This window comes from Streptomyces sp. NPDC093225, from assembly GCF_044753805.1.
GTDB lineage: Bacteria > Actinomycetota > Actinomycetes > Streptomycetales > Streptomycetaceae > Streptomyces.
On record NZ_JBIVNX010000031.1, the window covers coordinates 14,850 to 39,162 of the forward strand.

Annotated in this window: 24 protein-coding genes and 3 tRNA genes; 19 read left to right on the top strand and 8 right to left on the bottom strand. The window is 73.6% G+C overall.

The annotated features are described in order from the left end of the window. Positions 1-25: 25 nt before the first annotated feature. The 3 genes from ACIQCH_RS25295 to ACIQCH_RS25305 form a co-directional block, all read right to left on the bottom strand. Positions 26-685 carry a LuxR C-terminal-related transcriptional regulator gene (locus tag ACIQCH_RS25295; RefSeq protein WP_402584542.1) on the bottom strand — a complete coding sequence of 220 codons (660 nt, stop codon included), beginning with the start codon at positions 683-685 and terminating at the stop codon, positions 26-28. Between the two features lie 178 nt (positions 686-863). Next, complete coding sequence (locus ACIQCH_RS25300) at positions 864-2,222, bottom strand: sensor histidine kinase (RefSeq protein ID WP_402584438.1); 1,359 nt, start codon at positions 2,220-2,222, stop codon at positions 864-866. 121 nt (positions 2,223-2,343) lie between these two features. Further along, positions 2,344-3,516, bottom strand: coding sequence for a sensor histidine kinase (locus tag ACIQCH_RS25305; RefSeq protein ID WP_402584440.1), 1,173 nt, complete (start codon positions 3,514-3,516; stop codon positions 2,344-2,346). Between the two features lie 147 nt (positions 3,517-3,663). Between ACIQCH_RS25305 and ACIQCH_RS25310 the strand changes: the two genes are divergently transcribed. The 12 genes from ACIQCH_RS25310 (at position 3,664) to ACIQCH_RS25365 (ending at position 15,133) form a co-directional block, all read left to right on the top strand. Further along, positions 3,664-4,071: an NADH-quinone oxidoreductase subunit A gene (locus ACIQCH_RS25310; protein WP_030201698.1), complete on the top strand. Its 408-nt coding sequence runs from the start codon at positions 3,664-3,666 to the stop codon at positions 4,069-4,071. Beyond that, positions 4,062-4,763, top strand: coding sequence for an NADH-quinone oxidoreductase subunit B (locus tag ACIQCH_RS25315; protein WP_402584442.1), 702 nt, complete (start codon positions 4,062-4,064; stop codon positions 4,761-4,763). The genes ACIQCH_RS25310 and ACIQCH_RS25315 overlap by 10 nt, the downstream gene beginning before the upstream one ends. Next, on the top strand, positions 4,763-6,019 hold the full coding sequence (locus ACIQCH_RS25320; RefSeq protein ID WP_402584444.1) for an NADH-quinone oxidoreductase subunit C: 1,257 nt from the start codon (positions 4,763-4,765) through the stop codon (positions 6,017-6,019). Before ACIQCH_RS25315 ends, ACIQCH_RS25320 begins: the two co-directional genes overlap by 1 nt. Next, positions 6,016-6,975, top strand: coding sequence for a complex I subunit 1 family protein (locus tag ACIQCH_RS25325; RefSeq protein ID WP_030201688.1), 960 nt, complete (start codon positions 6,016-6,018; stop codon positions 6,973-6,975). Before ACIQCH_RS25320 ends, ACIQCH_RS25325 begins: the two co-directional genes overlap by 4 nt. Before the next feature lie 128 nt (positions 6,976-7,103). Beyond that, entirely contained in the window at positions 7,104-7,622 is a 519-nt protein-coding gene (locus ACIQCH_RS25330) for a 4Fe-4S binding protein (protein WP_402584544.1), read from the top strand. After that, complete coding sequence (locus ACIQCH_RS25335; RefSeq protein ID WP_402584446.1) at positions 7,619-8,233, top strand: NADH-quinone oxidoreductase subunit J; 615 nt, start codon at positions 7,619-7,621, stop codon at positions 8,231-8,233. Before ACIQCH_RS25330 ends, ACIQCH_RS25335 begins: the two co-directional genes overlap by 4 nt. Continuing rightward, complete coding sequence (nuoK, locus tag ACIQCH_RS25340) at positions 8,233-8,610, top strand: NADH-quinone oxidoreductase subunit NuoK (RefSeq protein ID WP_402584448.1); 378 nt, start codon at positions 8,233-8,235, stop codon at positions 8,608-8,610. The genes ACIQCH_RS25335 and nuoK overlap by 1 nt, the downstream gene beginning before the upstream one ends. Next, positions 8,607-10,625, top strand: a complete 2,019-nt coding sequence (locus tag ACIQCH_RS25345; RefSeq protein WP_402584450.1) for an NADH-quinone oxidoreductase subunit L — start codon at positions 8,607-8,609, stop codon at positions 10,623-10,625. Before nuoK ends, ACIQCH_RS25345 begins: the two co-directional genes overlap by 4 nt. Before the next feature lie 14 nt (positions 10,626-10,639). Further along, a complete protein-coding gene (locus ACIQCH_RS25350) occupies positions 10,640-12,223 on the top strand; it encodes a NuoM family protein (protein ID WP_402584452.1) in 1,584 nt (527 codons plus the stop codon). Next, a complete protein-coding gene (locus ACIQCH_RS25355; RefSeq protein WP_402584453.1) occupies positions 12,220-13,728 on the top strand; it encodes an NADH-quinone oxidoreductase subunit N in 1,509 nt (502 codons plus the stop codon). The genes ACIQCH_RS25350 and ACIQCH_RS25355 overlap by 4 nt, the downstream gene beginning before the upstream one ends. A 152-nt stretch (positions 13,729-13,880) precedes the next feature. Next, the gene (htpX, locus tag ACIQCH_RS25360; protein ID WP_402584455.1) at positions 13,881-14,744 is read left to right on the top strand and encodes a zinc metalloprotease HtpX; all 864 of its coding nucleotides are present in this window, start codon (positions 13,881-13,883) and stop codon (positions 14,742-14,744) included. After that, entirely contained in the window at positions 14,741-15,133 is a 393-nt protein-coding gene (locus ACIQCH_RS25365; RefSeq protein WP_402584456.1) for a YccF domain-containing protein, read from the top strand. The genes htpX and ACIQCH_RS25365 overlap by 4 nt, the downstream gene beginning before the upstream one ends. Before the next feature lie 182 nt (positions 15,134-15,315). Here the strand turns inward: ACIQCH_RS25365 and ACIQCH_RS25370 are convergent, their stop codons facing one another. The 3 genes from ACIQCH_RS25370 to ACIQCH_RS25380 form a co-directional block, all read right to left on the bottom strand. Further along, the gene (locus tag ACIQCH_RS25370; protein WP_402584458.1) at positions 15,316-16,548 is read right to left on the bottom strand and encodes an APC family permease; all 1,233 of its coding nucleotides are present in this window, start codon (positions 16,546-16,548) and stop codon (positions 15,316-15,318) included. Positions 16,549-17,139: 591 nt separating this feature from the next. Continuing rightward, positions 17,140-18,738 (bottom strand): SulP family inorganic anion transporter, encoded by a 1,599-nt coding sequence (locus ACIQCH_RS25375; protein WP_402584460.1) that lies wholly within the window; start codon positions 18,736-18,738, stop codon positions 17,140-17,142. A 182-nt stretch (positions 18,739-18,920) separates the two neighbouring features. Continuing rightward, positions 18,921-19,409 carry a YajQ family cyclic di-GMP-binding protein gene (locus tag ACIQCH_RS25380; RefSeq protein ID WP_030201661.1) on the bottom strand — a complete coding sequence of 163 codons (489 nt, stop codon included), beginning with the start codon at positions 19,407-19,409 and terminating at the stop codon, positions 18,921-18,923. Between the two features lie 201 nt (positions 19,410-19,610). Here ACIQCH_RS25380 and ACIQCH_RS25385 point away from each other — a divergent pair. Beyond that, positions 19,611-19,692, top strand: a tRNA-Tyr gene (locus tag ACIQCH_RS25385). A 262-nt stretch (positions 19,693-19,954) separates the two neighbouring features. Next, positions 19,955-20,401, top strand: coding sequence for a DUF3574 domain-containing protein (locus ACIQCH_RS25390; protein ID WP_030201656.1), 447 nt, complete (start codon positions 19,955-19,957; stop codon positions 20,399-20,401). Positions 20,402-20,547: 146 nt separating this feature from the next. Here ACIQCH_RS25390 and ACIQCH_RS25395 read toward each other — a convergent pair whose 3' ends face one another. Both ACIQCH_RS25395 and ACIQCH_RS25400 read right to left on the bottom strand, forming a co-directional pair. Beyond that, the gene (locus ACIQCH_RS25395; RefSeq protein ID WP_402584462.1) at positions 20,548-21,204 is read right to left on the bottom strand and encodes an SDR family oxidoreductase; all 657 of its coding nucleotides are present in this window, start codon (positions 21,202-21,204) and stop codon (positions 20,548-20,550) included. Positions 21,205-21,237: 33 nt separating this feature from the next. Continuing rightward, a complete protein-coding gene (locus ACIQCH_RS25400) occupies positions 21,238-22,527 on the bottom strand; it encodes an amidohydrolase family protein (protein WP_402584464.1) in 1,290 nt (429 codons plus the stop codon). A 271-nt stretch (positions 22,528-22,798) separates the two neighbouring features. On the opposite strand from ACIQCH_RS25400, the gene ACIQCH_RS25405 reads away from it, so the two are divergent. The 5 genes from ACIQCH_RS25405 to ACIQCH_RS25425 all read left to right on the top strand — a co-directional run bounded on the left by ACIQCH_RS25405 (position 22,799) and on the right by ACIQCH_RS25425 (position 24,230). Then, positions 22,799-22,871 (top strand) — tRNA-Thr (locus ACIQCH_RS25405). 48 nt (positions 22,872-22,919) lie between these two features. Next, positions 22,920-22,992 (top strand) — tRNA-Met (locus ACIQCH_RS25410). Positions 22,993-23,080: 88 nt separating this feature from the next. Further along, positions 23,081-23,245, top strand: a complete 165-nt coding sequence (rpmG, locus tag ACIQCH_RS25415; protein ID WP_007265873.1) for a 50S ribosomal protein L33 — start codon at positions 23,081-23,083, stop codon at positions 23,243-23,245. Positions 23,246-23,347: 102 nt separating this feature from the next. Further along, a complete protein-coding gene (locus ACIQCH_RS25420) occupies positions 23,348-23,800 on the top strand; it encodes a MaoC family dehydratase N-terminal domain-containing protein (protein ID WP_402584466.1) in 453 nt (150 codons plus the stop codon). Position 23,801: 1 nt separating this feature from the next. Beyond that, positions 23,802-24,230 (top strand): MaoC family dehydratase, encoded by a 429-nt coding sequence (locus tag ACIQCH_RS25425; RefSeq protein WP_402584467.1) that lies wholly within the window; start codon positions 23,802-23,804, stop codon positions 24,228-24,230. Positions 24,231-24,313 lie beyond the last annotated feature (83 nt).

Sequence of the window (24,313 nt, forward strand, 5' to 3'; positions counted from 1 at the left end):
GACTATCTGACAGGTTGTCAGGCAGTCATGAATTCAGATAGGTGAGGACGGCGAGCACCCTGCGGTGATCCCCGTCACTGGGTGACAGCCCGAGCTTCATGAAGATGTTGCTGACGTGCTTCTCCACCGCCCCGTCGCTGACGACCAGCTGTCGTGCGACCGCCGAGTTCGTCCGGCCCTCCGCCATCAGGCCCAGCACCTCGCGCTCGCGGGGCGTCAGGCCCGCCAGCACGTCCTGCTTGCGGCTGCGGCCCAGCAGCTGGGCGACCACCTCGGGGTCGAGCGCCGTGCCGCCCCGGGCGACCCGGACGACCGCGTCGGTGAACTCCCGCACCTCGGCCACCCGGTCCTTGAGCAGGTAGCCCACGCCCGTGCTGGACCCGGCCAGCAGCTCGGTGGCGTACCGCTCCTCGACGTACTGCGACAGCACGAGGACGCCGAGATCGGGATAGGCGGCACGCAGCCGCACCGCGGCCCGCACACCCTCGTCGGTGTGGGTCGGCGGCATCCGTACGTCGGCCACCACCACATCCGGCAGGGCACCCTCGGCGGCGAGGTCCGCCATCGTCTTGACCAGCGCGTCGGCATCACCGACGCCGGCTATGACCTCGTGGCCCCGGTCGGTCAGCAGCCGCGTCAGCCCCTCCCGCAGCAACACCGAATCCTCGGCGATGACCACCCGCACCTTGTCCTGCTCCACTACAGCAGCTCCCCGCTCGGCTCTTCGGCTCGTTCCGGCGTGTCCGGTACAGCCAAGCATGCCGTTCCAGGGGCTCGGTTGAGGCCAGGCTCAGCCTTCGGGTCCGCGACGGGGGAGACCCGCCGCGGACGCCGCCGTCACCGGGACCGGGGGAGGCCCGCCGTCACCCGCGCCAGGGGAGCTCCGCGGTCACCCGTGTGCCCCCGCCGACCGGGGACCGTACGTCGAGGACGCCGTCGACCGCACCGATCCGGCCGGCCAGCCCCGCCAGCCCGGTGCCCGCGCCCGGGCCCGCGCCCGCCGCCGGGTCCGCCGCGGCCGCGGCCCCGCCCCGGCCGTCGTCCGTCACCTGCACCATCAGCCGGTCGTCCGCCCGCCAGACGTCCACGCCCGCGGACCGGGCCCCGGCGTGCCGGCTGACGTTCTCCAGCAGCTCCACCACCGTGACGTACGCCAGGCCCTCGATCGCCGGGGCCGGCCGGCCCGGCAGGTCCACCCGCACCGTGACCGGGACGGCGCACCGCGCGGCCACCGCCGACAGGGCCGCGTCCAGGCCCCGGTCGGTCAGCACCGCGGGATGGATGCCCCGGGCCAGGTCGCGCAGCTCCCGCAGGGCGATCTTCACCTCGCCGTGCGCCTCGTCGACCAGGCGGGCGGCGGCCTGCGGGTCCCGCGCGAGCGCGGCCTTGGCCAGGCCCAGGTCCATGGCCAGGTTCACCAGCCGGGCCTGGGCCCCGTCGTGCAGCTCCCGCTCGATGCGCCGCAGGTCGGCGGCGGCGGTGTCGGCCGCCGCACCCCGGTCCGACTCCAGCTCGGTGACGCGCGTGACCAGCCGGGACGGTCCGAGCAGGCCCGCGACCAGCACCCGGTCCACGGTGGTCAGGGCGCGCAGCACCCAGGGGGTCACGAAGACGACGAGGACGCCGATGAGGCAGGCGACGGCGATGCGGTACGGGGTGTCGAGGTAGAAGCCGTCGCCGGGGCCGTCGTCGTACAGCTGCAGGCCGGGCTGGTCGGTGAAGGTCGGCAGGACCCAGTGCCAGGCGGGGTAGAGGGCCATCGCCCAGCCGTACGTCATGAAGGTGATCGCCACGGTGAAGGAGAACACCGCCCACGGGAAGTGGACGATCATGTACAGCGCGTGCCGCCAGTTGGCGCCGCTCTTGAGCATCGCGCCCATCCAGGCCGCCGCGCCCCGCCTGCGCCGGACGGCCGGCTCCGGCGCCGCCACCTCCAGGCCGAGCAGCAGCCGGGCACGGGTGCGCTCCAGGGTCCCGAAGCCGCGGCACACGCCGAGCGTGACGGCCAGGACCGGGACGCCGACGAAGGTGACGAGCAGGCCGGCCCCGACCGAGAGCATGGCCACCGTCAAGGAGAAGTACAGCGCGGCGAGCGGGAACCCGATCATCAGGTGCCCGAACTCACGCCAGGTCCGCCCCGCGAACGGCGCCCCCAGCACCCCGCGCCGCCGCCCCGCGAACGGCGTCCCCGGCACCCCGCCCAGCCGCTCCCCGATCGCCATGTCCCACTCCCGTCCCGGTCCGGTCAGTACCCCTCCACCCTCGGTCGGGCCGCCTTTCGGAACCATCCGGTCCGTCGGCCTCCCGAACGGGGGGTTATCCCCACCCCGTACGACCCCGGGGTCACCCCCGGTCCCGCCACGGCAACTCCGCCGTCACCGTCGTCCCGCCCCCCGCGGGCGAGGTCACCACGAAGACCCCGTCCACCGCGGACAGCCGCTCCGCCAGCCCCGCCATGCCCGTCCCGCGCCCGGGGTCCGCCCCGCCGACCCCGTCGTCCGCCACCCGCAGCAGCAGCCGGCGTCCGTCCCGCCAGACCTCGACGCTCGCCGCCGTGGCGCGCGCGTGCTTGCTGACGTTCTGCAGCAGCTCGGAGACGGTGAAGTACGCGATCCCCTCGATGGCCTCCGCCGGCCGGCCCGGCAGATCCACGGACACCTTCACCGGCACCGTGCAGCGGGCCGCCACCGACGACAGCGCCGCGTCCAGCCCCCGGTCGGTCAGCACCGCCGGGTGGATGCCCCGGGCCAGGTCCCGCAGCTCCTGGAGGGCCAGCTTCACCTCGCCGTGCGCCTCGTCGACCATCGCCGCCGCCGTGTCGGGGTCCTCCAGCAGCTTCTCCTTGGCGAGCCCGAGCCCCATCGCCAGGTTCACCAGGCGGGCCTGGGCCCCGTCGTGCAGGTCCCGCTCGATGCGCCGCAGGTCGGCGGCCGCCGTGTCGACCACGACCCCGCGCCCCGACTCCAGCTCGGCGATCCGCCGCTCCAGCTCGTCGGAGGGCGCGAGCAGCCCCCGGACCATCGCGCGGTCCGCGTTCGCCAGCAGCCGGGCGATGTACGGCAGCACCGGCCAGAGGACGAACAGCCCGGTGAGTGCGATGGTGAAGGTGAGGACGCCCCACGGGAGCCGGATCGCGCAGTACAGCACCGCGCGCCAGCCCACCGGATCCTTCAGGCTCGTCCACAACCAGGGGAAGAAGCCCCCGCGGGTGGGGATCGCCGACGGCTCGTCCACGTGCGTGCCGAGCAGCAGCCGCGCCCGCACCCGCTCCGCCCGGCCGAGCGCACGCATCCCGAGCAGCCCGGCGGCGAGCAGGGGAAGCCCGACGGCGGTCACGGCGAGGCCGCCGGAGACCGAAATCATGAACACGGTGTAAACAAAACCGATCAACGACATCGGCAGGTTCGCCAGCAGATGTCCGATTTCCCGCCACGTCACCGCGTCGAAGGCGGGCCGGACGGACGGGAGCGGACGGTCGCCGCCGGTTGCGAGAGGGGCCGAGCTGCTCGTACTCATGACCGACAGCCTGCCCAATCGGGTGCGGCTCGTGCCATGGGGTGGCCGGGTGGCGGTGAACGGGGGATAACCCCACCCCGCTTTTAGCAGGGCCTAGACTCCCGTGCGTAACAGATCGTCGACAGTGGCCGAGAACGAGGAGCGGACGTGCCCGAACGGACGGTGGCGGCCGTGACCGTAACCGCGGCCGACTATTTCGAGAGCTATTCGGTCGTCGGACTGCTCGCGCTCATCGGCGTGCTCTTCGTCGCCGTGGCCTTCGGCGCCGGCCGCCTGCTGCGCCCCGTCGTGCCCACGCCCGAGAAGCTCCTGACGTACGAGTGCGGTGTGGACCCGGTGGGCGAGGGCTGGGCGCACACCCAGGTCCGCTACTACGTCTACGCGTTCCTCTACGTCATCTTCGCCGTCGACTCGATCTTCCTCTTCCCGTGGGCGACGGTCTTCGCCGCCCCCGGCTACGGGGCCACCACCCTGGTCGAGATGTTCATCTTCCTGGGCTTCCTCGCGGTCGGCCTGCTGTACGCATACAAGAAGGGCGTCCTCGAATGGACGTGACGAGCCAGAGCCAGAACGCGGGTGCCGCCCCGGACGCCGGTGCCGCCGCCCCGCAGCTGCTGCCGGAGCCCAAGCGGCTGGGCGCACTCGCCCGGCTGGCGCCGGAGCCGATGAAGGTCGTCCTCAACTGGGGACGCCGCTACAGCCTCTGGGTCTTCAACTTCGGCCTGGCCTGCTGCGCGATCGAGTTCATCGCCGCGTCCATGGCGCGGCACGACTTCATCCGGCTCGGCGTGATCCCCTTCGCGCCCGGTCCGCGCCAGGCCGACCTGATGATCGTCTCGGGCACCGTCACGGACAAGATGGCCCCGGCCGTGAAGCGGCTCTACGAGCAGATGCCGGAGCCGAAGTACGTCATCTCCTTCGGCGCCTGCTCCAACTGCGGCGGGCCCTACTGGGACTCGTACTCCGTCACCAAGGGCGTCGACCAGATCATCCCGGTCGACGTCTACGTGCCCGGCTGCCCGCCCCGCCCCGAGGCGCTGCTCCAGGGCATCCTCAAGCTCCAGGAGAAGATCGCCCGGGAGTCGCTCGAGGAGCGGTACGGTGCCGTCCGCCCCTCGGTCACCGAGCTGACCAGCGGTCTGGTCACGGCCCCCGAGGCGAAGCCCGGCACCCCCGTGACGCCGCCCGGCGCCGCCGCCGGTGGGTCCGGCACCGCGGCCGGCGAGGACCAGGGGGAGGGCCAGTGATGCACCCCTACGACCTGCTGCCCGAGGCCGTCACGGAGCTCTTCGGCGCCGAGGCCACCGCCGAGGCGGCGTACGACCTGCTCACCGTCGACGTGCCCACCGCGTCGTGGATCTCCGCGCTGGAGACCGCCCGCGACAAGCTCGGCTGCACGTACTTCGACTGGCTGAGCGCGGTCGACGAGCCCGGCACCGGTTTCCGCGTCGCCGCCCACGTCGTGGCCCTGACGGGTGGTGTACGGCGCCTGCTGTTGCGCACCACCGTCCCGCACGAGGCGGCCGCGCTGCCCTCGGCCGTCGCGGTGTACGCGGGCGCCGCCTGGCACGAGCGCGAGACGTACGAGATGTTCGGCGTCACCTTCACCGACCACCCCCACCTGGTGCCGCTGCTGCTCCCCGAGAACTTCGAGGGCCACCCGCTGCGCAAGGACTTCGTCCTCGCCGCCCGGGTCGCCAAGGCCTGGCCGGGCGCGAAGGAGCCGGGCGAGGGCGCGGCCGACCACGCCGGCCCGAAGCGCCGCACGATGCTGCCGCCCGGCGTGCCCGACCCGAACGACTGGGGCCCCCTCAAGGGTCAGCTGCCGCCGGCGCCCACCCGCCCGGCCCGCACCCCGCGGGCCGCCGGCGAGGCTCCGGCCCGGCGCGCCCGTACCGCCGCGGCCGGCTCCGCGAGCCAGCCGGCGACCGAGGGCGCCGAGGCCCCGGCCCGCCCGGTCCGCAGGGCCCGCACGACCGCCCAGGGCTCGGCCAGCCAGGCCGCCGAGGCCACCCCCGGCCCCGGTGTCCCGGCCGGACCCGCGGCCCCGGCAGCCCCGGGGGCCACGGCAGCTGCCGACGCGCCCGCCGGACCCGCCGCGGCCGCGGCCGGCGAGGGCCCGGCCCGGCCGGCACGCCCGCCGCGGCGCACCCGCAGCGCGGCCGACGGCTCCGCGAGCCAGGCCGCCGCGGAGACCCCCGGAACGGACACCCCCGCCACGCCGCCGGTCCGCAGTTCGGACGCCCCCTGGCACAACCCGCGCCCGGCGTTCGACGATGCGGCCCAGGTCCAGGCCCAGGCCCAGGCCCCGCAGCCCGGGGCGGAGCGGCCCGAGCCCGGGCCGAGCCCCGAGGAGCCGACGCCCGAGCCCGTGCCGAAGCCCGAACCCGAGGCCGGGCCGAAGGCCGAGCCCGAGGCCGGACCGAAGCCCGAGGCCGAGCAGGAGCCCGCGCCGCGGAAGCCCACCACCGACCCTGACAACGACACCGGAGGCGACGCGTGAACGACGTCCTCGACGTCGCGCTGCGACTGATCGTCGTCTTCGCCGTCTTCCTCGTGCTCCCGCTCGTGATCGGGCAGACCGAGCACAAGGTGATGGCCCACATGCAGGGCCGCCTCGGCCCCATGTACGCCGGCGGCTTCCACGGCTGGGCCCAGCTCGTCGCCGACGGCGTGAAGTTCGCGCAGAAGGAGGACGTGGTCCCGGCCGGCGCCGACCGCCGCATCTTCCAGCTCGCCCCCGCCGTCGCGCTGCTGCCCTACCTGCTCGTGCTCGTCGCGATCCCGGTCGGCCCGCACGAGGGCGCGGTCGGCCAGGTCCTCGACGCCGGCCTGTTCTTCGTGCTCGCCGTCATGGGCGTGGGCGTGCTCGGCAGCCTCATGGCCGGCTGGGCGTCCGCCAACAAGTTCTCCCTGCTCGGCGGTCTGCGTACGGCCGCCCAGCTGCTCGCCTACGAGCTGCCGATGCTGCTGGCCGCCGCCTCCGTGGCGATGGCCGCCGGCACGGTCTCGCTGCCCGGCATCGTCAACGCCTTCGAGTGGTGGTGGCTGCCCTGGCAGATCGTCGGCGCCCTGGTGTTCTTCACCGCGGGCCTCGCCGAGCTCCAGCGCCCGCCGTTCGACATGCCGGTCGCCGACTCCGAGATCATCTTCGGCGCGTACACCGAGTACACCGGTCTGCGGTTCGCCCTGTTCCTCCTGGCCGAGTACGCGGGCATCGTCGTGCTCTGCGCGCTGACGACCGTCCTCTTCCTCGGCGGCTGGCACGGCCCGTTCGTCGACGGCTGGGCCTGGACCCTGCTGAAGACCGCGCTCCTCGCCTTCGCCGTCATCTGGCTCCGGGTCACCTACCCCCGCCTGCGCGAGGACCAGCTCCAGAAGCTGTCCTGGACCGTACTCATCCCGCTCGCGCTCGCCCAGATCGCGCTGACCGGCATCGTGAAGGTGGCGATCCAGTAATGCCCAACCCGACGCCCCGGCCGTCGGACGCCGCCGCGCCCGACCACCGCCACCCGGCCGTGCCCGTGCCCAAGAAGTCCTTCCCCGGCGCCGGCCTGGCCAAGGGCCTCGCGGTCACCCTGCGCACGATGACCAAGCGCTCCCACACGGCGCAGTACCCCGAGGTGCAGCCCGTGCTGCCCCCGCGCACCCGCGGGGTCATCGGGCTGTTCGAGGAGAACTGCACCGTGTGCATGCTCTGCGCGCGCGAGTGCCCGGACTGGTGCATCTACATCGACTCCCACAAGGAGACGGTCCCGGCCGCCACCCCCGGCGGGCGCGAGCGCAGCCGCAACGTCCTCGACCGGTTCGCGATCGACTTCTCCCTCTGCATGTACTGCGGCATCTGCATCGAGGTGTGCCCCTTCGACGCCCTCTTCTGGTCGCCGGAGTTCGAGTACGCCGAGACGGACATCCGCGAACTCACGCACGAGCGCGACAAGCTGCGCGACTGGATGTGGACCGTCCCGGCGCCGCCGGCGCTCGACGAACGTGCCGAGGAGCCCAAGGAGCTCGCCGCCGCCCGCAAGGCCGTGGAGAAGGCCGAGGCCGCGGCCCAGGCCGCCGCGGCCCCCCAGCCGCCCGCCACCCCGGAGGGAGACGCGTGACCCTCGCAGCCGCCGCTCTGGCCGCAGCCGGGGGCCACCCCGGATTCCTCTCGCCCTCCGGCGTCGAGATCGCCTTCCTGCTCGTCGGCATCGCCACCTTCGGCGCCGCCCTCGTCACCGTGACGACCAAGCAGCTCGTGCACGCCGCGCTCTGGCTCGTCGTCGCCCTGGGCGGGGTCGCCGTCGAGTACCTGCTGCTGACCGCCGAGTTCATCGCCTGGGTCCAGGTCCTGATCTACGTCGGCTCGGTCGTCGTCCTCCTCCTCTTCGGCCTGATGCTCACCAGGGCCCCCATCGGCCCCTCCCCGGACGCCGATTCGGGCAACCGCTGGGCCGCGCTCGCCGTCGCCGTCGCCGCCGCGGCCGCCCTCGTCTGGGTGGTCGTCGACGCCTTCCGCACCACGTGGATCGACCTCGACGGGCCGGTCCAGGGCTCGACGAAGGTGTCCGGCGAGATCCTCTTCCGCCACTGGGTGCTGCCCTTCGAAGCGCTGTCCGTGCTTCTGCTGGCCGCCCTGATCGGCGCCATCGTGCTGTCCCGCAGGGCGGCCCCCGGCGAGGAGGCCACCACCGCGGCCCCTGCCCCGACCGACGGTAAGGAGCAGGGCTGATGCACCTCGCCTACCCCGCCGTGCTCGCGGCGCTCCTCTTCTGCACGGGCCTGTACGGCGTACTGGCCCGCCGCAACGCCATCCTCGTGCTGATGTCCGTCGAGCTCATGCTCAACGCCGTCAACCTCAACCTGGTCGCCTTCGACGTGTGGCTGCGCGACCAGCTGCACGCGGGCCAGGCCCTGACCCTCTTCACCATCGCCATCGCCGCCGCCGAGATCGGCATCGGCATGGCCATCGTGCTGATGGTGTACCGCAACCGCGGCACCGCCGACATCGACCGGCTGCGCGACAACGCCGAGCACCCGACCGACGCCGACGGGCCCGCCCCGACCCCCGCCGCCAGCGCGGAGAGCGCGACCGGAGCCGCCGCGTGACCACCACGACCCTCGCCGCCCTCGTCCCGGCCCTCCCGTTCGCGGGCGCGGTCGGCGGACTGCTCCTCGGCCGCAAGGCCCCGGGATTCGTCCGCCCGCTCGCCGTGCTCCCCGCCCTCGCCGCGGCGGTCCTCGCCGTGGTCGTGGCGGTGCAGCAGGGCGGCGGCCCGCCCGTCGTCGCCGCGACCGAACTGACCCCGACCGGCTCGGTCCCCATCTACCTGGCCCTGTACCTGGACGGCTTCGCCGCCCTCGTCGCGGTCCTCGTCGGCGTCGTCGCCACCTGCGTCCAGCTGTACTCGACCGCGTACCTGCGCGAGGACCCGCGCTACCCGTCGTACGCCGCCCTGGTCTCCCTGTTCACCTCCGCCATGCTGCTCGTCGTCTACTCCGGCGACCTGATGGTGCTGCTGGTGGGCTGGGAAGTCATGGGCATCTGCTCGTACTTCCTGGTCGGCCACTACTGGGAGACCGAGGCCGCCCGGTCCGCCTCCCTCAAGGCCTTCCTCGTCACCAAGCTCGGCGACGTGCCCTTCCTCTTCGGCCTGTTCGCGCTCGCCGTCGACGCCGGGTCCTTCCAGATCCCCAAGATCCTCGGTGCCGTGGCCTCCGGCGGGCTGGACCACCCGACGCTGATCGCCCTCCTGCTCCTGGCGGGCGTCGCGGGCAAGTCGGCCCAGTTCCCGCTGCACACCTGGCTCCCCGACGCCATGGCCGGCCCGACGCCCGTCTCGGCCCTCATCCACGCCGCGACCATGGTCGCGGCCGGCGTCTACTTCATCGCCCGCCTGCTGCCGGTCTTCACGGCGTCCGCGGCGGCACTGGTCGTCATGGCGGTCATGGCGGCCGTCACCATGATCGGCTCGGGCCTCGCCGCCCTCGCCCAGGACGACATCAAGCGCGTCCTGGCGTACTCCACCATCGGCCAGCTCGGCTACATGGTCGGAGCCCTGGCCGTCGCCGACCGCGGTGCCGCCGTCTTCCACCTGATGTCCCACGGCGCCTTCAAGGCGCTCCTCTTCCTCGGCGCCGGCGTGATCATCCACGCTGCCGGCACGAACTCCCTGTCCGCCATGGCCGACATGAGCGGACTGGCCAAGCGGATCCCGGACGCCTTCTGGACGATGACGGTCGCGCTCCTCGCGCTGGCCGCCGTCCCGCCGTTCGCCGGCTTCTTCTCCAAGGAGGCCGTCCTGGTCGCCGCCGAGGAGGCCGCCGCCGGGCACTCCGAGCTCGCCCCGGCCGGCGCCGGCTGGACGGTCCTGGTCGCCGGCGTCCTCACCGCCCTCCTGACCGCCGCCTACGCCACCCGACTGTGGCTCATGGCCTTCCGGGGCCGCGGCGCCGCCGCCCCCGACCACGGCAAGGAGCCGCTCGCCATGACCGGCGTGCTGTGGCTCCTCGCGATCCCGTCGATCGCCTTCGGCGCCGTCGCCCCCTGGCTCGACGACTGGTTCGACTCCCACGAACTGACCCCGACCGTCCTGACGTCCGTGCTCGGCACGGGTGCCGCCGTCGTCGGCGGGGTGCTCTCCTACGCCCTGTGGCAGCGGGCCTCCGCCACCGCGGCCCGCCGCGCGGCCGCCGTCACCCCCGCCGCGGGCGGCGCCGAACCCGCCTCCGAGGCCGCGGCCGAGTCGGCCGCCCAGGCCCCCGAGGTCGCCGAGGTCACGCACGACCACCCGGTCGTCCCCGCCGCTCCCGCGCCCGACCCGGGCCGGGCGCTGCTGGGCCCGCTGCACCCGCACGCCGCGGCCGGCTTCCACCTCGACGCCGTCTACCGCGCCGTGTTCGTACGCCCCGTGCTGGCCGCCGCCGGTCTGGTCCGCTTCCTCGACCGCGAGGTCGTGGACACGTACGTGCGCGCCGCCGGCGCCGCGCCCCGGCTGCTCGGCACCCTCGTCCGCCGCGCCCAGACCGGCAACGTGCAGACCTACCTGAGCGCGCTGCTCGGCGGCTCCGTGGTGCTGGCGGTAGCCGTCGCCGTCCTTGCCAACGTCAACGCCGGATCGTGAGCCGTGAGTCAGTCGTGATCGATATCAGCGCATCCGTGATGCAGTTCCTCCTGGCGTTCGTCGTGGCCGTCCCCCTGATCGGCGCGGCCGCCGCCCTGCTGCCGGCCCCGCCCGGCCTGCGGGGCAGGAGCCCCGAACAGGCCGTCCTGCGGCACGGCGTCACCGTCACCGGCGCGGTCCTGGCCGCAGCCGTGGTCCTCGCCCTCGGGTTCGACCACGACGCCCCCTCGACCATGCAGGCCACCACCGACATCAGCTGGATCCCGGCGCTCGACGTCCGGATCCACCTCGGGGTCGACGGCATCTCCCTGCCCCTCGTGGTGATGACCGCGCTGCTGTTCTTCCTCAGCGCGCTCTACTCGTACTTCAAGATGCCCGCGGGCCCCTCCCCGAAGGCCTTCGTCGCGCTCCTGCTCGTCCTGGAGTTCGGCACCCTGGCGACCTTCGCCGTCCTCGACCTGCTGCTGTTCTTCCTGGCGTTCGAGACGGTGCTCATCCCGATGTACTTCCTCATCGCCCGCTGGGGCGGCGCCCAGCGGCAGGCCGCCGCCTGGAAGTTCATCCTCTACACGCTTCTCGGTTCAGTGGTCATGCTGCTGGGCCTCCTGCTCATCGGGCTGAACAGCGGCACGTTCGACATGGTGGCACTGGCCGCCGACAACGGCCGCGGACTGAGCCACACCGTCCAACTGCTGGCCGTCCTCAGCATCGGCATCGGACTCGCCGTCAAGACCCCGATGTGGCCGCTGCACAGCTGGCTGCCCGAGGCCCACACCGCCGCCCCGACCGTCGGCTCCGTGCTGCTGGCCGGCGTCCTGCTGAAGATGGGCACCTACGGGTTCGTACGGATCCTGCTGCCGATGGCCCCCGGCGGGATGCACACCTTCGCCCCGTACCTCGCCGGCTTCGCCGTCGTCGGCATCATCTACGGGTCCCTCGCCTGCCTCGCGCTGGCGAAGAACGGCGCCAAGGGCGACCTCAAGCGCCTCATCGCCTACTCGTCCGTCGGCCACATGGGCTTCGTCCTGCTGGGCATCGCCACCCTGACCCCCACCGGCGTCAACGGCGCACTGTTCGCGAACATCGCCCACGGCCTGATCACCGGCCTCCTCTTCTTCCTGGTCGGCGCCCTCAAGGACCGCTACGGCACCAGCGACCTCGACACCCTCGCCGGCGCCACCGGCGCCGCCCTCTACGGCCGCGCCCCGCGCCTGGGCGCCCTGCTCGCGTTCGGCGCCGTCGCGTCCCTCGGCCTGCCCGGCCTCGCCGGCTTCTGGGGCGAGATGCTCGCCCTGTTCGGCGCCTTCGACCCGGCCGAGGGGCTGAACCGGGCCGCGTACCTGACCTTCATGGTCATCGGCGGCCTCGGCACCCTGCTGACCGCCGCGTACCTGCTGGTCGTCGTCCGCCGCATCTGCATGGGCGACCCGAAGGCGCACGCCGAGCCCGCCGTGGTGCTCGCGGACGTCCAGTCGTACGAGTTCGCCGCCTGGACCCCGCTCGTCGCCCTCACCGTCCTCGCCGGGCTCTGGCCCGCCGTCCTCCTCGGCCTCACCGACCCGGCCGTCCAGAAGCTCCTCGCAGGAGGCAACGCATGACGAGCCTCGTCCAGAACGTCGACTGGGCCGCCATCGCCCCGCCGACCATCGCGGCCGCCGTCGGCCTCCTGGTGCTGGTCGCCGACCTGTTCGTGCCCGAGCGGAACAAGGCCGTCCTCGGCTGGACCTCCGTCGCCGGCCTCGCCGCCGCGACCCTGGCCCTGATCCCGCTGCGCTCGGCCGACCGCCACACCTTCTGCCTCGCCGGCGACCCCGGCGCGTGCAGCTACACGGTCGACGGGTTCACGCTGGTCATCCAGTTCCTGGTCCTCGCGGGCGCCCTGCTGACCGCCGTGCTGTCCCTGACCGCGGTCAAGGAGACGAGACTGCCCGCGGGCGAGTACTGGTTCCTGCTGCTCTCCTCCGCCGCCGGCGCCGCGCTGCTGCCCGCCGCCCGTGACCTGGCCACCCTGATCGTGGCCCTGGAAGTCGCCTCGCTCCCCGCGTTCGCCCTCGTCGGCATGCGGCGCGGCGACCGGCTCTCCTCGGAGGCCGCGCTCAAGTTCTTCCTGTCCTCCGTGGCCGCCACCGCCGTCTCCCTGATGGGCGTGAGCTTCGTGTACGCCGTCACCGGCTCCCTGCACCTGACGCAGGTGGCCGAGCGGCTGGAGCACGTGCCCGGACAGCTCGACACCCTCGCCGTCGCGGGCGTCGCGCTCACCCTCGTCGGCTTCGCCTTCAAGACGGCCGCCGTGCCCTTCCACTTCTGGGTGCCCGACACCTACATCGGCGCCCCCCTGCCCATCGCCGCGTACCTCTCGGTGATCGGCAAGGCCGTCGGCTTCACCGGCCTCATCCTCGTCACGGTGATCGCCTTCCCGGCGTACTCCGAGGTCTGGGGACCGGCCCTGGCGGTGCTCGCCGCCCTCACGATGACCATCGGCAACGTCGCCGCCCTGCGGCAGTCCCCGGACCGCGCCCACAGCGCCGTCCGCCTGCTCGCCTGGTCCTCCGTCGGCCAGGCCGGGTACCTGCTGGTCCCGATCGCCGCCGCCGCGTACACCGAGCGCGACGAGATCGGCTCCACGGTCGCGTACGCCCTGATGTACGCCGCCGTGAACCTCGGCGCCTTCGCCGTCGCCGCCCTCGTCGGCCGCACCAGCCCGCAGCACCGGATCAGCGACTACCGCGGCCTCTACCACCGCCGTCCCGCGGCCGCCCTCGCGATGGCCTTCTTCCTCCTCTGCCTGGCCGGCCTGCCGCCGGGCGTCATCGGCCTCTTCGCCAAGGTCACGGTCTTCCAGTCCGCCGTGGACGCCGGCCTGGGCTGGCTCGCCGTGGTCATGGCCGTGAACGTCGTGATCGCCCTCTACTACTACCTCCAGTGGACGGCGCTCCTGTTCCGCGCTCCGGAGCCCGCGCAGGACGGTGCCCCCGCGCCCGTACGGGCCGCCGTACCGGCCCCCGTCACGCTGGCCATCGCCGTGACCGGGATCCTCGCGGTGGTCCTGTCCGGAGCCCCCCAGCTGGTGCTGCGGTACGCCACGACCGGCCTGTTCCACTAGCGGCTCACCCGTACGGAGCAACGGCCCCGCCGGTCGCCCCCGGCGGCGGCCGGGAACCCGGTCTCCCCGCCTGGCGTTGACCAGGAAGGGAGGGTCCACTGGACCGTAGACCCCCGCCGGGTCTCCCTGCCGCACCACTTGGAGGGCGTACCGTGCACCGCCGGCACAACGGGCTGAAGACCGCCGTACTCCTCGGCGGACTGTCCGCAATCATCATCGTCATCGGCAGCTTCTTCGGACGGGTCGGCCTGATCGTCGCCCTCCTGGTCGCGCTGGGGACGAACGCCTACGCGTACTGGAACAGCGACAAGCTGGCCCTGCGCGCGATGCGCGCCCGCCCGGTGAGCGAGTTCGAAGCCCCCGCCCTCTACCGCATGGTCCGCGAGCTCTCCACGTCCGCCCGCCAGCCGATGCCCCGCCTGTACATCTCGCCCACCGAGGCGCCGAACGCCTTCGCCACCGGCCGCAACCCGCGCAACGCCGCGGTCTGCTGCACCGAGGGGATCCTGCGCATCCTCGACGAGCGCGAGCTGCGCGGGGTCATCGGCCACGAGCTCAGCCACGTCTACAACCGGGACATCCTCATCTCGTCGGTCGCGGGCGCCCTCGCCTCCGTGGTCATGTTCCTCGTCAACTTCGCCTGGCTGATCCCCATCGGCCGCTCCGACGACGACGAGGGCCCCGGCCTCATCGGCATGCTGCTGATCATGCTGCTGGGCCCGATCGCCGCCTCGATCATCCAGCTGGCCGTCAGCCGCTCCCGCGAGTACGAGGCCGACGCCTCCGGCGCCCAGCTCACCGGCGACCCGCTCGCCCTCGCCAGCGCCCTGCGCAAGCTGGACGCCGGCACCAAGCAGCTCCCGCTGCCGCCCGAGCCCCGCCTGGAGACCGCGAGCCACATGATGATCGCGAACCCCTTCCGGCCCGGCCAGGGCCTCTCGAAGCTCTTCTCCACCCACCCGCCCATGGCCGAGCGCATCGCCCGGCTCGAACAGATGGCAGGACGGACGCAGTGAAGACGATCCTCAACATCATCTGGCTTGTCCTGAGCGGCTTCTGGCTGTTCCTGGGCTACTGCCTCGCGGGCCTGATCCTCTGCATCACCATCATCGGCATCCCCTTCGGCGTCGCGGCCTTCCGCATCGCGCTCTACGCCCTGTGGCCCTTCGGGTACACGACGGTCGAACGGCACGACGCGGGCGCCGGGTCCGCCATCGGCAACGTGCTGTGGCTGGTGCTGGCGGGCTGGTGGCTGGCCATCGGCCACATCGTCACGGGCATCGCCCTGTGCATCACGATCATCGGCATCCCGTTCGGCATCGCGAACTTCAAGATGATCCCGATCTCCCTGCTCCCCCTGGGCCGGGAAATCGTCCGCACGGACGCCCCGTTCGCCTCCCGCTGACCCGCCGGGCGCTCGACGGGAGCCGATTCCGACCCGCCCGGCGTTTGAGGGCGAGCGGGCCGGGGCGAAGCCCGGGGAACCGGCGAAGGGTGGCCAGGGGACCAGCCCCGCAGGGCAACGCCCCGCACCCGCCCAGGAGCCGCACCGGCACGACCCCAACCAACCCTCACCCCCAACCAACCTCACCCCCGCCCGGCGAACCGCCTCCGCACCCCGAACACCCCCGCGCCCACCCCGAGCACCAGCCCCCCCACCAGCACGGAACCGCTCGGCAGCGCGAACGCCAGCAGCACGCACCCGGCCAGCCCCACCCCCGTCACGACCCGCCCCCGCAGCCCCGAACCGAGCGTCCACGCCGAAGCGTTCGCGATCGCGTAGTAGGCCAGCACTCCGAAGGACGAGAAACCGATCGCACCGCGCACGTCCACGGTCGCCGCCAACACCGCCACCACCGCGCCCACCGCGAGCTCCGCGTGGTGCGGAACGCCGAACCGCGGGTGCACCGCGGCCAGTCCCCGGGGCAGGTGCCCGTCGCGAGCCATCGCCAGCGTCGTCCGCGACACTCCCAGGATCAGGGCGAGCAGGGAGCCCGTGGCGGCCAGCGCCGCCCCCGCGCGCACCGCCGGAACCAGTCCCGGGTGCCCGGCCGCCCGCACCGCGTCCGCCAGCGGGGCCGTCGCCGCGGCCAGCCCGTCCGGGCCCAGGACGGACAGCGCCGCCACCGCCACCGCCGCGTACACCGCCAGCGCGATGCCCAGCGCCAGCATGACGGCCCGCGGGACGGTCCGCCGCGGGTCGCGCACCTCCTCGCCCAGGGTGGCGATGCGCGCGTACCCCGCGAAGGCGAAGAACAGCAGGCCCGCGGCCTGGAGGACGCCGCTCGGGCTCCAGTCGCCCTCGCTCAGCCGCGCGGCGTCCGCCCGCCCGGACGTCAGGCACGCCACTACGATCCCGGCCAGCACGGCCAGCACGGTCGCCACGATCACCCTCGTGACCAGCGCGGACTTCTGCACTCCGCCGTAGTTCACGGCGGTCAGCGCGACCACGGCGGCCACCGCCACCGCGTGCGCGTGCGCGGGCCAGACGTACGCCCCGACCGTCAGCGCCATCGCCGCGCAGGAGGCGGTCTTGCCGACCACGAAGGCCCATCCGGCCAGGTAGCCCCAGAACGGCCCCAGTCGTTCGCGTCCGTACACGTAGGTGCCTCCGGACGCCGGATAGCGCACGGCGAGCCGGGCCGAGGAGTCCGCGTTGCAGTACGCCACGACCGCCGCCAGCCCGAGTGCCGCCAGCAGCCCCGCGCCCGCCGCCCCGGCCGCCGGCCCGAGCGCCGCGAAGATGCCCGCGCCGACCATCGACCCGAGCCCGATCACGACCGCGTCGGACACGCCCAGGGTCCGTTTCAGTTCCGCCACGGGGCGCGACCCTATCGGCCCCGCGGCCGGCTTTCCCCGCACGTCACCAGCTCTTCGCCACCCGTTCCGCGAAGCCTTCGGGGGGATGGGGGTGCGGGGGGTGGGTCCCGTGGTGTGTGGGTCCCCTCGGCGCTTGACGGGGGCGGCCTGCAGGCCCTGCGGCAGGCCCACCCCGAGGGCTTCGGGGCTTCGCCCGGGCCTGCGGCCCCCCTCGGCCCGGGCCTGCCTCCGGTCCAGCCTGCCACCCCTGTCTAGCGCCTCCCCCACACACCACGGGACCCACCGGCAATGCCAAGGAGCCGGCGGCCGGGGGTGTGCGCGAGCTCGGGAGAGCGGGCCCATCCGCGTGGCCGCGACCCCGCCCACCAGCGCTCCGCGTCAGTAGGTGCGCGCTTCGGCCCCGGCTCCCGCCCCCGCCCAGAGGACCGAAGCTCCCGCCAGGCCGCCCCGTGGTGTGTGGGGGAGGTGCTTGAGGCGGTAGGGCCTGCAGGCCCTGCCGGGTCAAGCGCCGAGGGGACCCACGCACCACGGGGCGGCCACCGAAGCGAGCCCACCCGCCCACCCACTTGAGCCCGCCCACCCGACCCCCACCTACCCCAGCCCCTCAGCCCCCTCCCCGACCGGCTCCCGCGCCCCCCGCACGCCTCCCGCCGTCCCCTCCCGCTGTCGCTGCCACCCCTCCAACGCGGTCAGGCAGGCGTGGTCCAGGTGCCGCAGTCCGCCCAGGTCCAGGCGTACGGGCCGGTCGGCGGGCAGCGCCTCCAACGCGTCCAGCAGCTTCGGCAGCCGCAGGAAGGTCGCGTTGCCCAGCACCCGCACCCACAGCACCCCGCCCTCCGCACCCGCCGAGCTCCCCGCACCCACCGAGCTCCCCGCACCCGCCGAGCCCCCTGCACCCACCGAGCTCCCCGAACCCCCCGAACCCCCCGAACCCCCCGAGCCCTCCCACCGCGTCTCCACGTGCACGTGCGACGTCTCCCAGGCCGACTTGGCCACAGCCAGCCCCAGCCCCACCAGCACCCCCTCGAAGAGGTTCGTCGCCACGACCGCCCCCGCGGTGACCAGCAGGACCACCGCCTCCCCCCGGTGCTCGGCCCACAACGTCCGGACCGCCCGCCCCGGCAGGAGCTTCCACCCCGCGTAGAGCAGCACCCCGGCCAGTGACGCCAGCGGCACCACCGACAGCGACGCCGGCACCAGGACCGCGAACAGCAGCAGCCAGACCCCGTGCAGCACCCGGGAGGCGCGGGTACGGGCCCCCGCCTCCACGTTCGCCGCGCTGCGCACGATCACCGCCGTCATCGGCAGCGCCCCCAGGAGCCCGCACACCGTGTTGCCGGCCCCCTGGGCGATCAGCTCGCGGTCGTAGTCCGTCCGCGGGCCCTCGTGCAGGCGGTCCACGGCGGCCGCGCTGAAGAGGGTCTCGGCCGACGCGATCAGCGCCAGCGCGAGGACGGTCGCCAGCGCCCCCGGGGACCACAGGGCGGCCACCTCCCCGGCCCCGGGCGGGGACACGGCGGCGAGCACCCCCGTGACCTCGACCCTGGCCACCGGGAGCTCCAGCAGCCAGCTCGCGGCCGTGGCCAGGGCCACCCCCGCGAGCGCCGCGGGCACCGCGCGGGCCGGGCCGGGCAGCCGGCGCCACAGCACCATCACGGCGATCGTCCCGGCCCCGAGGGCCACTGCGGCCAGATCGGCCTCGACGCCCAGCCGGCCCAGTCCCGCCACCTTGGCGAGGGTGTGGCCCGGGGCCCGCGCGTCCCCCAGGGCGTACAGCTGGCTCGCGATCAGCACCAGCCCGATGCCGGCGAGCATCCCCTGCACGACGGCCACCGAGATCGCCCGGAACCACCGCCCCAGCCGGAGGACGCCCATCACGAGCTGCAGCAGCCCCGCGGCGCACACCAGGGCTCCGAGCGCCCCGACGCCGTACGTGCGCACGGCCTCGAAGACGAGCACCGTGAGGCCCGCGGCGGGCCCGCTGACCTGGAGCGAGCTGCCGGGCAGGAATCCGGTCACGAGGCCGCCCACCACGCCGGTGATCAGCCCGAGTTCGGCGGGCACGCCCGAGGCGACGGCGATCCCGACGCACAGCGGGAGCGCGACGAGCGCCACGACGACCGAGGCGCCGACGTCGGCCCGCAGCGTGGCGGGCACGGAAGGGACCCAGGAAGTGCCGGGCCAAGGCATGGGAAAGCCCCCTGTCCACGAGGGTGACGTGAGGTACGTCACTCAGCGTGGTGGGCGCACGGGCCCGGCCCCAAGGGGCCACAGGGGGCTGTCACGGAGCACACGCCGCACGCGCGCGGCGCACGGCTGCCCCGCGCCCTCCGCTCAGCGGTGGTTCACGGCGTCAGTGGTGGTCCACGGCGTCAGCGGTAGTTCACGAACTGGATGGCGAAGTCGAGGTCCTTGCCCTTGAGGAGCTGCTGGACCGCCTGCAGGTCGTCGCGGCTCTTGGAGCTGACGCGCAGCTCCTCGCCCTGGACCTGCGCCTTGACGCCCTTGGGGCCCTCGTCACGGATGATCTTGGCGACCTTCTTGGCGTTCTCCTGGGAGATGCCCTCCTGGATGGACGCGAAGATCTTGTACTCCTTGCCGGAGAGCTGCGGCTCGCCGGCGTCGAGCGCCTTGAGGGAGATCTGGCGCTTGACCAGCTTGGTCTCGAACACGTCGAGGACCGCCTTGACGCGCTCCTCGGAGTTCGCCTCCATGAGGATCTTGTCGCCGGACCAGGAGATCGAGGCGCCGGTGCCCTTGAAGTCGTAACGCTGTGAGAGTTCCTTGGCGGCCTGGTTGAGGGCGTTGTCGACCTCCTGCCGCTCGACCTTCGAGACGATGTCGAAACTGGAGTCGGCCATGCTCTGTGGCTCCTTGAAGTCGCTGGGGGGATGCTCGGGGGCGGGGACCGGTGCCCGGCCGGACCGCCCCGCAAAGCCTAGCCATCGGGCTCGCCGTACGCGCTGATCAATCCGGGTGGCGGAGCACCCCTGAGCATCGGGTATTGTTTACGTCGTTGCCAGGGAGCACCGCGGAAACGCGGCTCCGAGGCGACATCCCATGGCGGTGTGCCCGAGTGGCCAATGGGAACGGACTGTAAATCCGTCGGCTCTGCCTACCCAGGTTCGAATCCTGGCGCCGCCACACGAGTGAGGCCCCCGTCCTCTGCGGAAACGCAGCGGACGGGGGCCTTCTCGCATTCCGCGGGACGCCTCAGAAGTCCGGGTCGCCAGGGGTCGTTCCGCCGTTGCCCCGCCGGGGATCCGCCTCGTGCGGGGTGGTCGCTACGTGTCCCGCGCCCGTCCGCCGTCCTCGGGCCCCGGTCAGCGGCCGGCGGGGCGTCACCGGTTCCGGGCAATGCGCGGGCGGCGCGCATCCCCGGGGGCGGCCGCCTCGTTGGCCCCGCATGACGCGATTCAGCAAGGGCCGGGCCCTGGCCGTGGGCGGTGCGCTGGTGGGTGCGCTGGTGGCGGGCGGTCCCGCCGCGTACGGGGCGCTGGCGGGCGAGGACACCGGGCGCGGCCAGGCGTACGTCGAGACGCACCTGTACTTCGGCACCCAGCGCTCGGACGGCGGGCCCGCCGTGACGGACCCGCAGTTCATGGACTTCATGGACCGGCGGGTCACCCCGGCCTTCCCCGAGGGCCTCACCCTCCAGCAGGGCCGCGGCCAGTGGCGCAACGCCCACGGGGTCATCGAGCGCGAGCGCAGCTACGAGCTGCTCCTGCTGTACCCGGCCGCCGAGGCGAAGGTCCGGGACCAGCGCATCGAGGCCATCAGGGAGGCGTACCAGCGCGAGTACGCGCAGGAGTCGGTCGGTCGCGCCGACGACCGCACCCGCGTGGACTTCTGACGCCGCGTCCGCACGCTCGCGGGGGTGCGGACCGCCCCGCCGGCAGGCGTACGGACCGCCAGCAGGCGCACGGACCGCCGGCATGCCTACGGAGGGCCTGCGGGCGTACCGGAGACCTGCCGGCGCGCGGCGGGCCCGACAGGCCGTCAGTTCCCGGCCACGGCCTTCACCGCGACCCCCGCCGGGGTCGAGCCCGACACGAGCTCCAGGGTCAGTCCGGCCGTGGCCGGCGTCTCGACCAGCTCCGCCAGGACGGCCGCCACGTCGTCGCGGGGGACCGGCCCGCGGCCCGTACGCGCCTCCAGCCGGACCAGCCCGGTCCCCGCGTCGTCCGTCAGCTGCCCGGGCCGCAGCACGGTCCACTCCAGGCCGAGCCGGGTCCGTACGTGGTCGTCGGCCGCGCCCTTGGCCCGCAGGTACACGTCGAACACCCCGTCACCCTCGTGGTGGGCGTCCGCGCCCATCGAGGAGACGATGACGAAGCGCCGCACGCGGGCCCGCTCGGCCGCGTCGGCGAAGAGCACCGCCGCCCCGTAGTCCACGGTGTCCTTGCGCGCGGTGCCGCTGCCCGGCCCGGCGCCCGCCGCGAACACCGCCGCGTCCGCCCCCTGCAGGACCGCGGCGACCCGCTCCAGCGAGGCCGACTCCAGGTCGCACAGGACGGGTTCGGCCCCCGCCTCCCGCAGGTCGTCGCCCTGCGCCGGATCGCGGATGATGCCCGCGACCTCGTAACCGCGCACGGCGAGCAGGCGCTCCAGCCGCAGCGCGATCTGACCGTGTCCACCAGCAATGACGATGCGCATGTCCCGACCGTACGACGGCCCGCCCGGCACCGCTCAGGGACCGGGCTCCATCCGGCCCTGCCGGGGCAGGTCCAGCGCCACCGCGACGGCCGAGTCGCAGTACTCGCGCACCGCGCTCGTCCGGGCCACCACCCGCCCCCGGTGGATGACGATGCGGCTGTAGGCCAGCGACAGCACGCCCGAGATGCGGTCCCCGCGCACGGCCAGCAGCTCGGCCGGGAAACCGGCCTCGACGCGCACCTCCGGCAGCCCGAGCGCGGCCCGTGCGGCCCCGCTGACGGCCTCGTACGCCTCCTTCGGGCGCAGCCCGCCCTGCGAGGCGAGCAGGTACGCGGCCTCCAGGGGGTCGCCCCGCCCCACCGGGTTCGCCGCGTCCCGCAGCGCCCCGCTGCCGGCTGCGACCCGTACGCCGGCCGCGCGCAGCAGCCGCACCGGGGCGGCCCGCAGTCCGCGCCGCTCCAGTGCCGCGCAGTCGCCCTGCGGCAGACACACCACGGTCACCCCGGCGGCCGCCAACTGTTCGGCCGCGCGCGTCGCGACGTCCAGCGGCAGCCGTGAGAGGCCGCCGCAGGGCCCGACCGACACGCCGGAGCGCAGCCCGCCGGCCATGGCGGCGAGCCGGGCCAGCCGGGCCGGGTCGTCGCCGTCGGTGTGCAGGTCCACGGGGCAGCCGTGTTCGGCGGCGACCTCCAGAACCGCCTCGGTGTACCCGGCCGGGTCGGGATCCAGGTCGGGGCAGCCGCCGACGACGGAGGCGCCCATCTTGACCGCGTCGCGCAGCATCGACAGCCCGTCCGCCCCCGCCACCCCGGTCAGCAACCGGGGCACGGCCACGGCGGTCAGGTCGGTGAGACCGCGCAGCGACCGGCGGGCCTGGAGCACGGCCTCCATGGGTGCGAGGCCGTGCACGTCGCCGATGCGCACGTGGGAGCGCACCGCGGTGGCCCCGTGGCCGAGCTGGAGCAGCGCGGACTCGGTGGCCCGGCGCTGGACCTCCTCGGTGGTGTACGAGGCCGGGCCCTCGCCGTCGGCGGTCAGCGCGGTGTCGCCGTGGGCGTGCGGCTCGGCGGGGGCGGGCAGCAGCAGGTAGCCGCCGAGGTCCACCCGGGACGAGGCGAGCGGGGGCGGCAGGCTGCCGGCGGTCCCGACGGCCTCGATGCGGCCGCCGCCGAGTCGGACGTCCACGGTCCGCCCGTCGGTGAGGCGGGCGCCGGACAGCAGGAGGGTGCCGAAGTCGGCGGAGGCGCCGGCCCCGCCGTTGCCGCCCGCGCCGCTGCCGCTGCGGGGGGAGTGGGGTGGCTGCTGCGGCTGGCTGTCGGGCATCGCGCTCCTGCAGGGGGCTCGGGCGGCTCCTGGACCGGTCGGAACCCCGGGGGCCACGGCCCAAGATCACGCAGCGTGCTCCGAGCCTAGGGGCCCGTACGGTGCGCTTCGAGGAAGGGCCGAATAGTCATACCGGTGTGGTGCCCCGGCGCGGGGGAGGTGGACGTGGCCTCCGGGAGGACCCCGGAAGCGGGCCGAACGGGGGCCCCGGAGGCCCTGCGACAACGGATTTGGGCGATCGGCGGAAGGCCGTGTAATGTCTTCCCTGCTCGCCCCAATAGCTCAGTCGGTAGAGCGTCTCCATGGTAAGGAGAAGGTCTGCGGTTCGATTCCGCATTGGGGCTCTGGTGCGAAAGGTTCCCCACCCTCGGGTGGGGAGCTGATCACATCAAAGCGGTGTAGCTCAGTCGGTAGAGCAAGCGGCTCATAATCGCTGTGTCACCGGTTCAAGTCCGGTCACCGCTACACACAGTAGCCGATTGTGGGGTCGGTCTCCCGATCGGCTACTCTTTTATGCGTTCATCCGTCCATCCGTCCGTCAAGGAGCACTCACGTGGCTGCCACCGACGTCCGCCCGAAGATCACGCTGGCCTGCGTGGAGTGCAAGGAGCGGAACTACATCACCAAGAAGAACCGGCGTAACAACCCGGACCGCATGGAGATGAAGAAGCACTGCCCGCGCTGCAACTCGCACACCGCGCACCGCGAGACCCGCTGACACCAGCGAGTCTTCGGACAAAGGCTCTGTCACGAGGTCGTCCCCTTCACGGGGGACGGCCTCGTGTCGTTTCCGCAGTTTTCTACCAGGAGGTAGTGAGCCATGGCGCTCGACCAGTCCTTCGTGGGGCGCACCTATCCGCCCACCGATCCTTACGAGGTCGGCCGGGAGAAGATCCGCGAATTCGCGGTGGCGGTCGGGGACGCCAACCCCGCGTACACGGATCCGGAGGCCGCGAAGGCGCTCGGGCACCAGGACGTGATCGCCCCGCCGACGTTCGTGTTCGCCATCACCTTCGCGGCGGCCGGACTGGTCGTCGAGGACCCGCAGCTGGGCCTGGACTACAGCCGCGTCGTGCACGGCGACCAGAAGTTCGCCTACAGCCGGCCGGTGCGGGCGGGCGACCGGCTCTCCGTCACCTCCACCATCGAGGCGATCAAGTCGCTGGCGGGCAACGACATCCTGGACATCCGGGGCGAGGTGCACGACGAGACCGGCGAGCACGTCGTGACCGCGTGGACGAAGCTGGTCGCGCGCGCGGCCGAGGAGGCCTGAGATGACTGCGAAGATCGCGTACGCGGACGTCGAGGTCGGCACCGAGCTGCCCGCCCAGAGCTTCCCCGTGACCCGCGCCACGCTCGTGCGGTACGCGGGCGCCTCCGGCGACTTCAACCCGATCCACTGGAACGAGAAGTTCGCCAAGGAGGTCGGACTGCCGGACGTCATCGCGCACGGCATGTTCACGATGGCCGAGGCGATCCGCGTCGTGACCGACTGGGCCGGCGACCCGGCCGCGGTGGTCGAGTACGGCGTGCGCTTCACGAAGCCGGTCGTCGTCCCGAACGACGGCGAGGGCGCGTTGGTCGAGGTCAGCGCCAAGGTGGCGGCCCTGCTGGACGACAACCAGGTGCGGGTGGACCTCACGGCCACCAGCGCCGGGCAGAAGGTGCTCGGCATGTCCCGCGCGGTGGTCCGGCTCGCCTGACCTCCCGTCCGGCCCGCTGGACCCCGGTCCGGCTTCCCGGCTCCTCGGCCCGCTCCCGTTCCCCGGGCGCGGGCCGAAGTGCT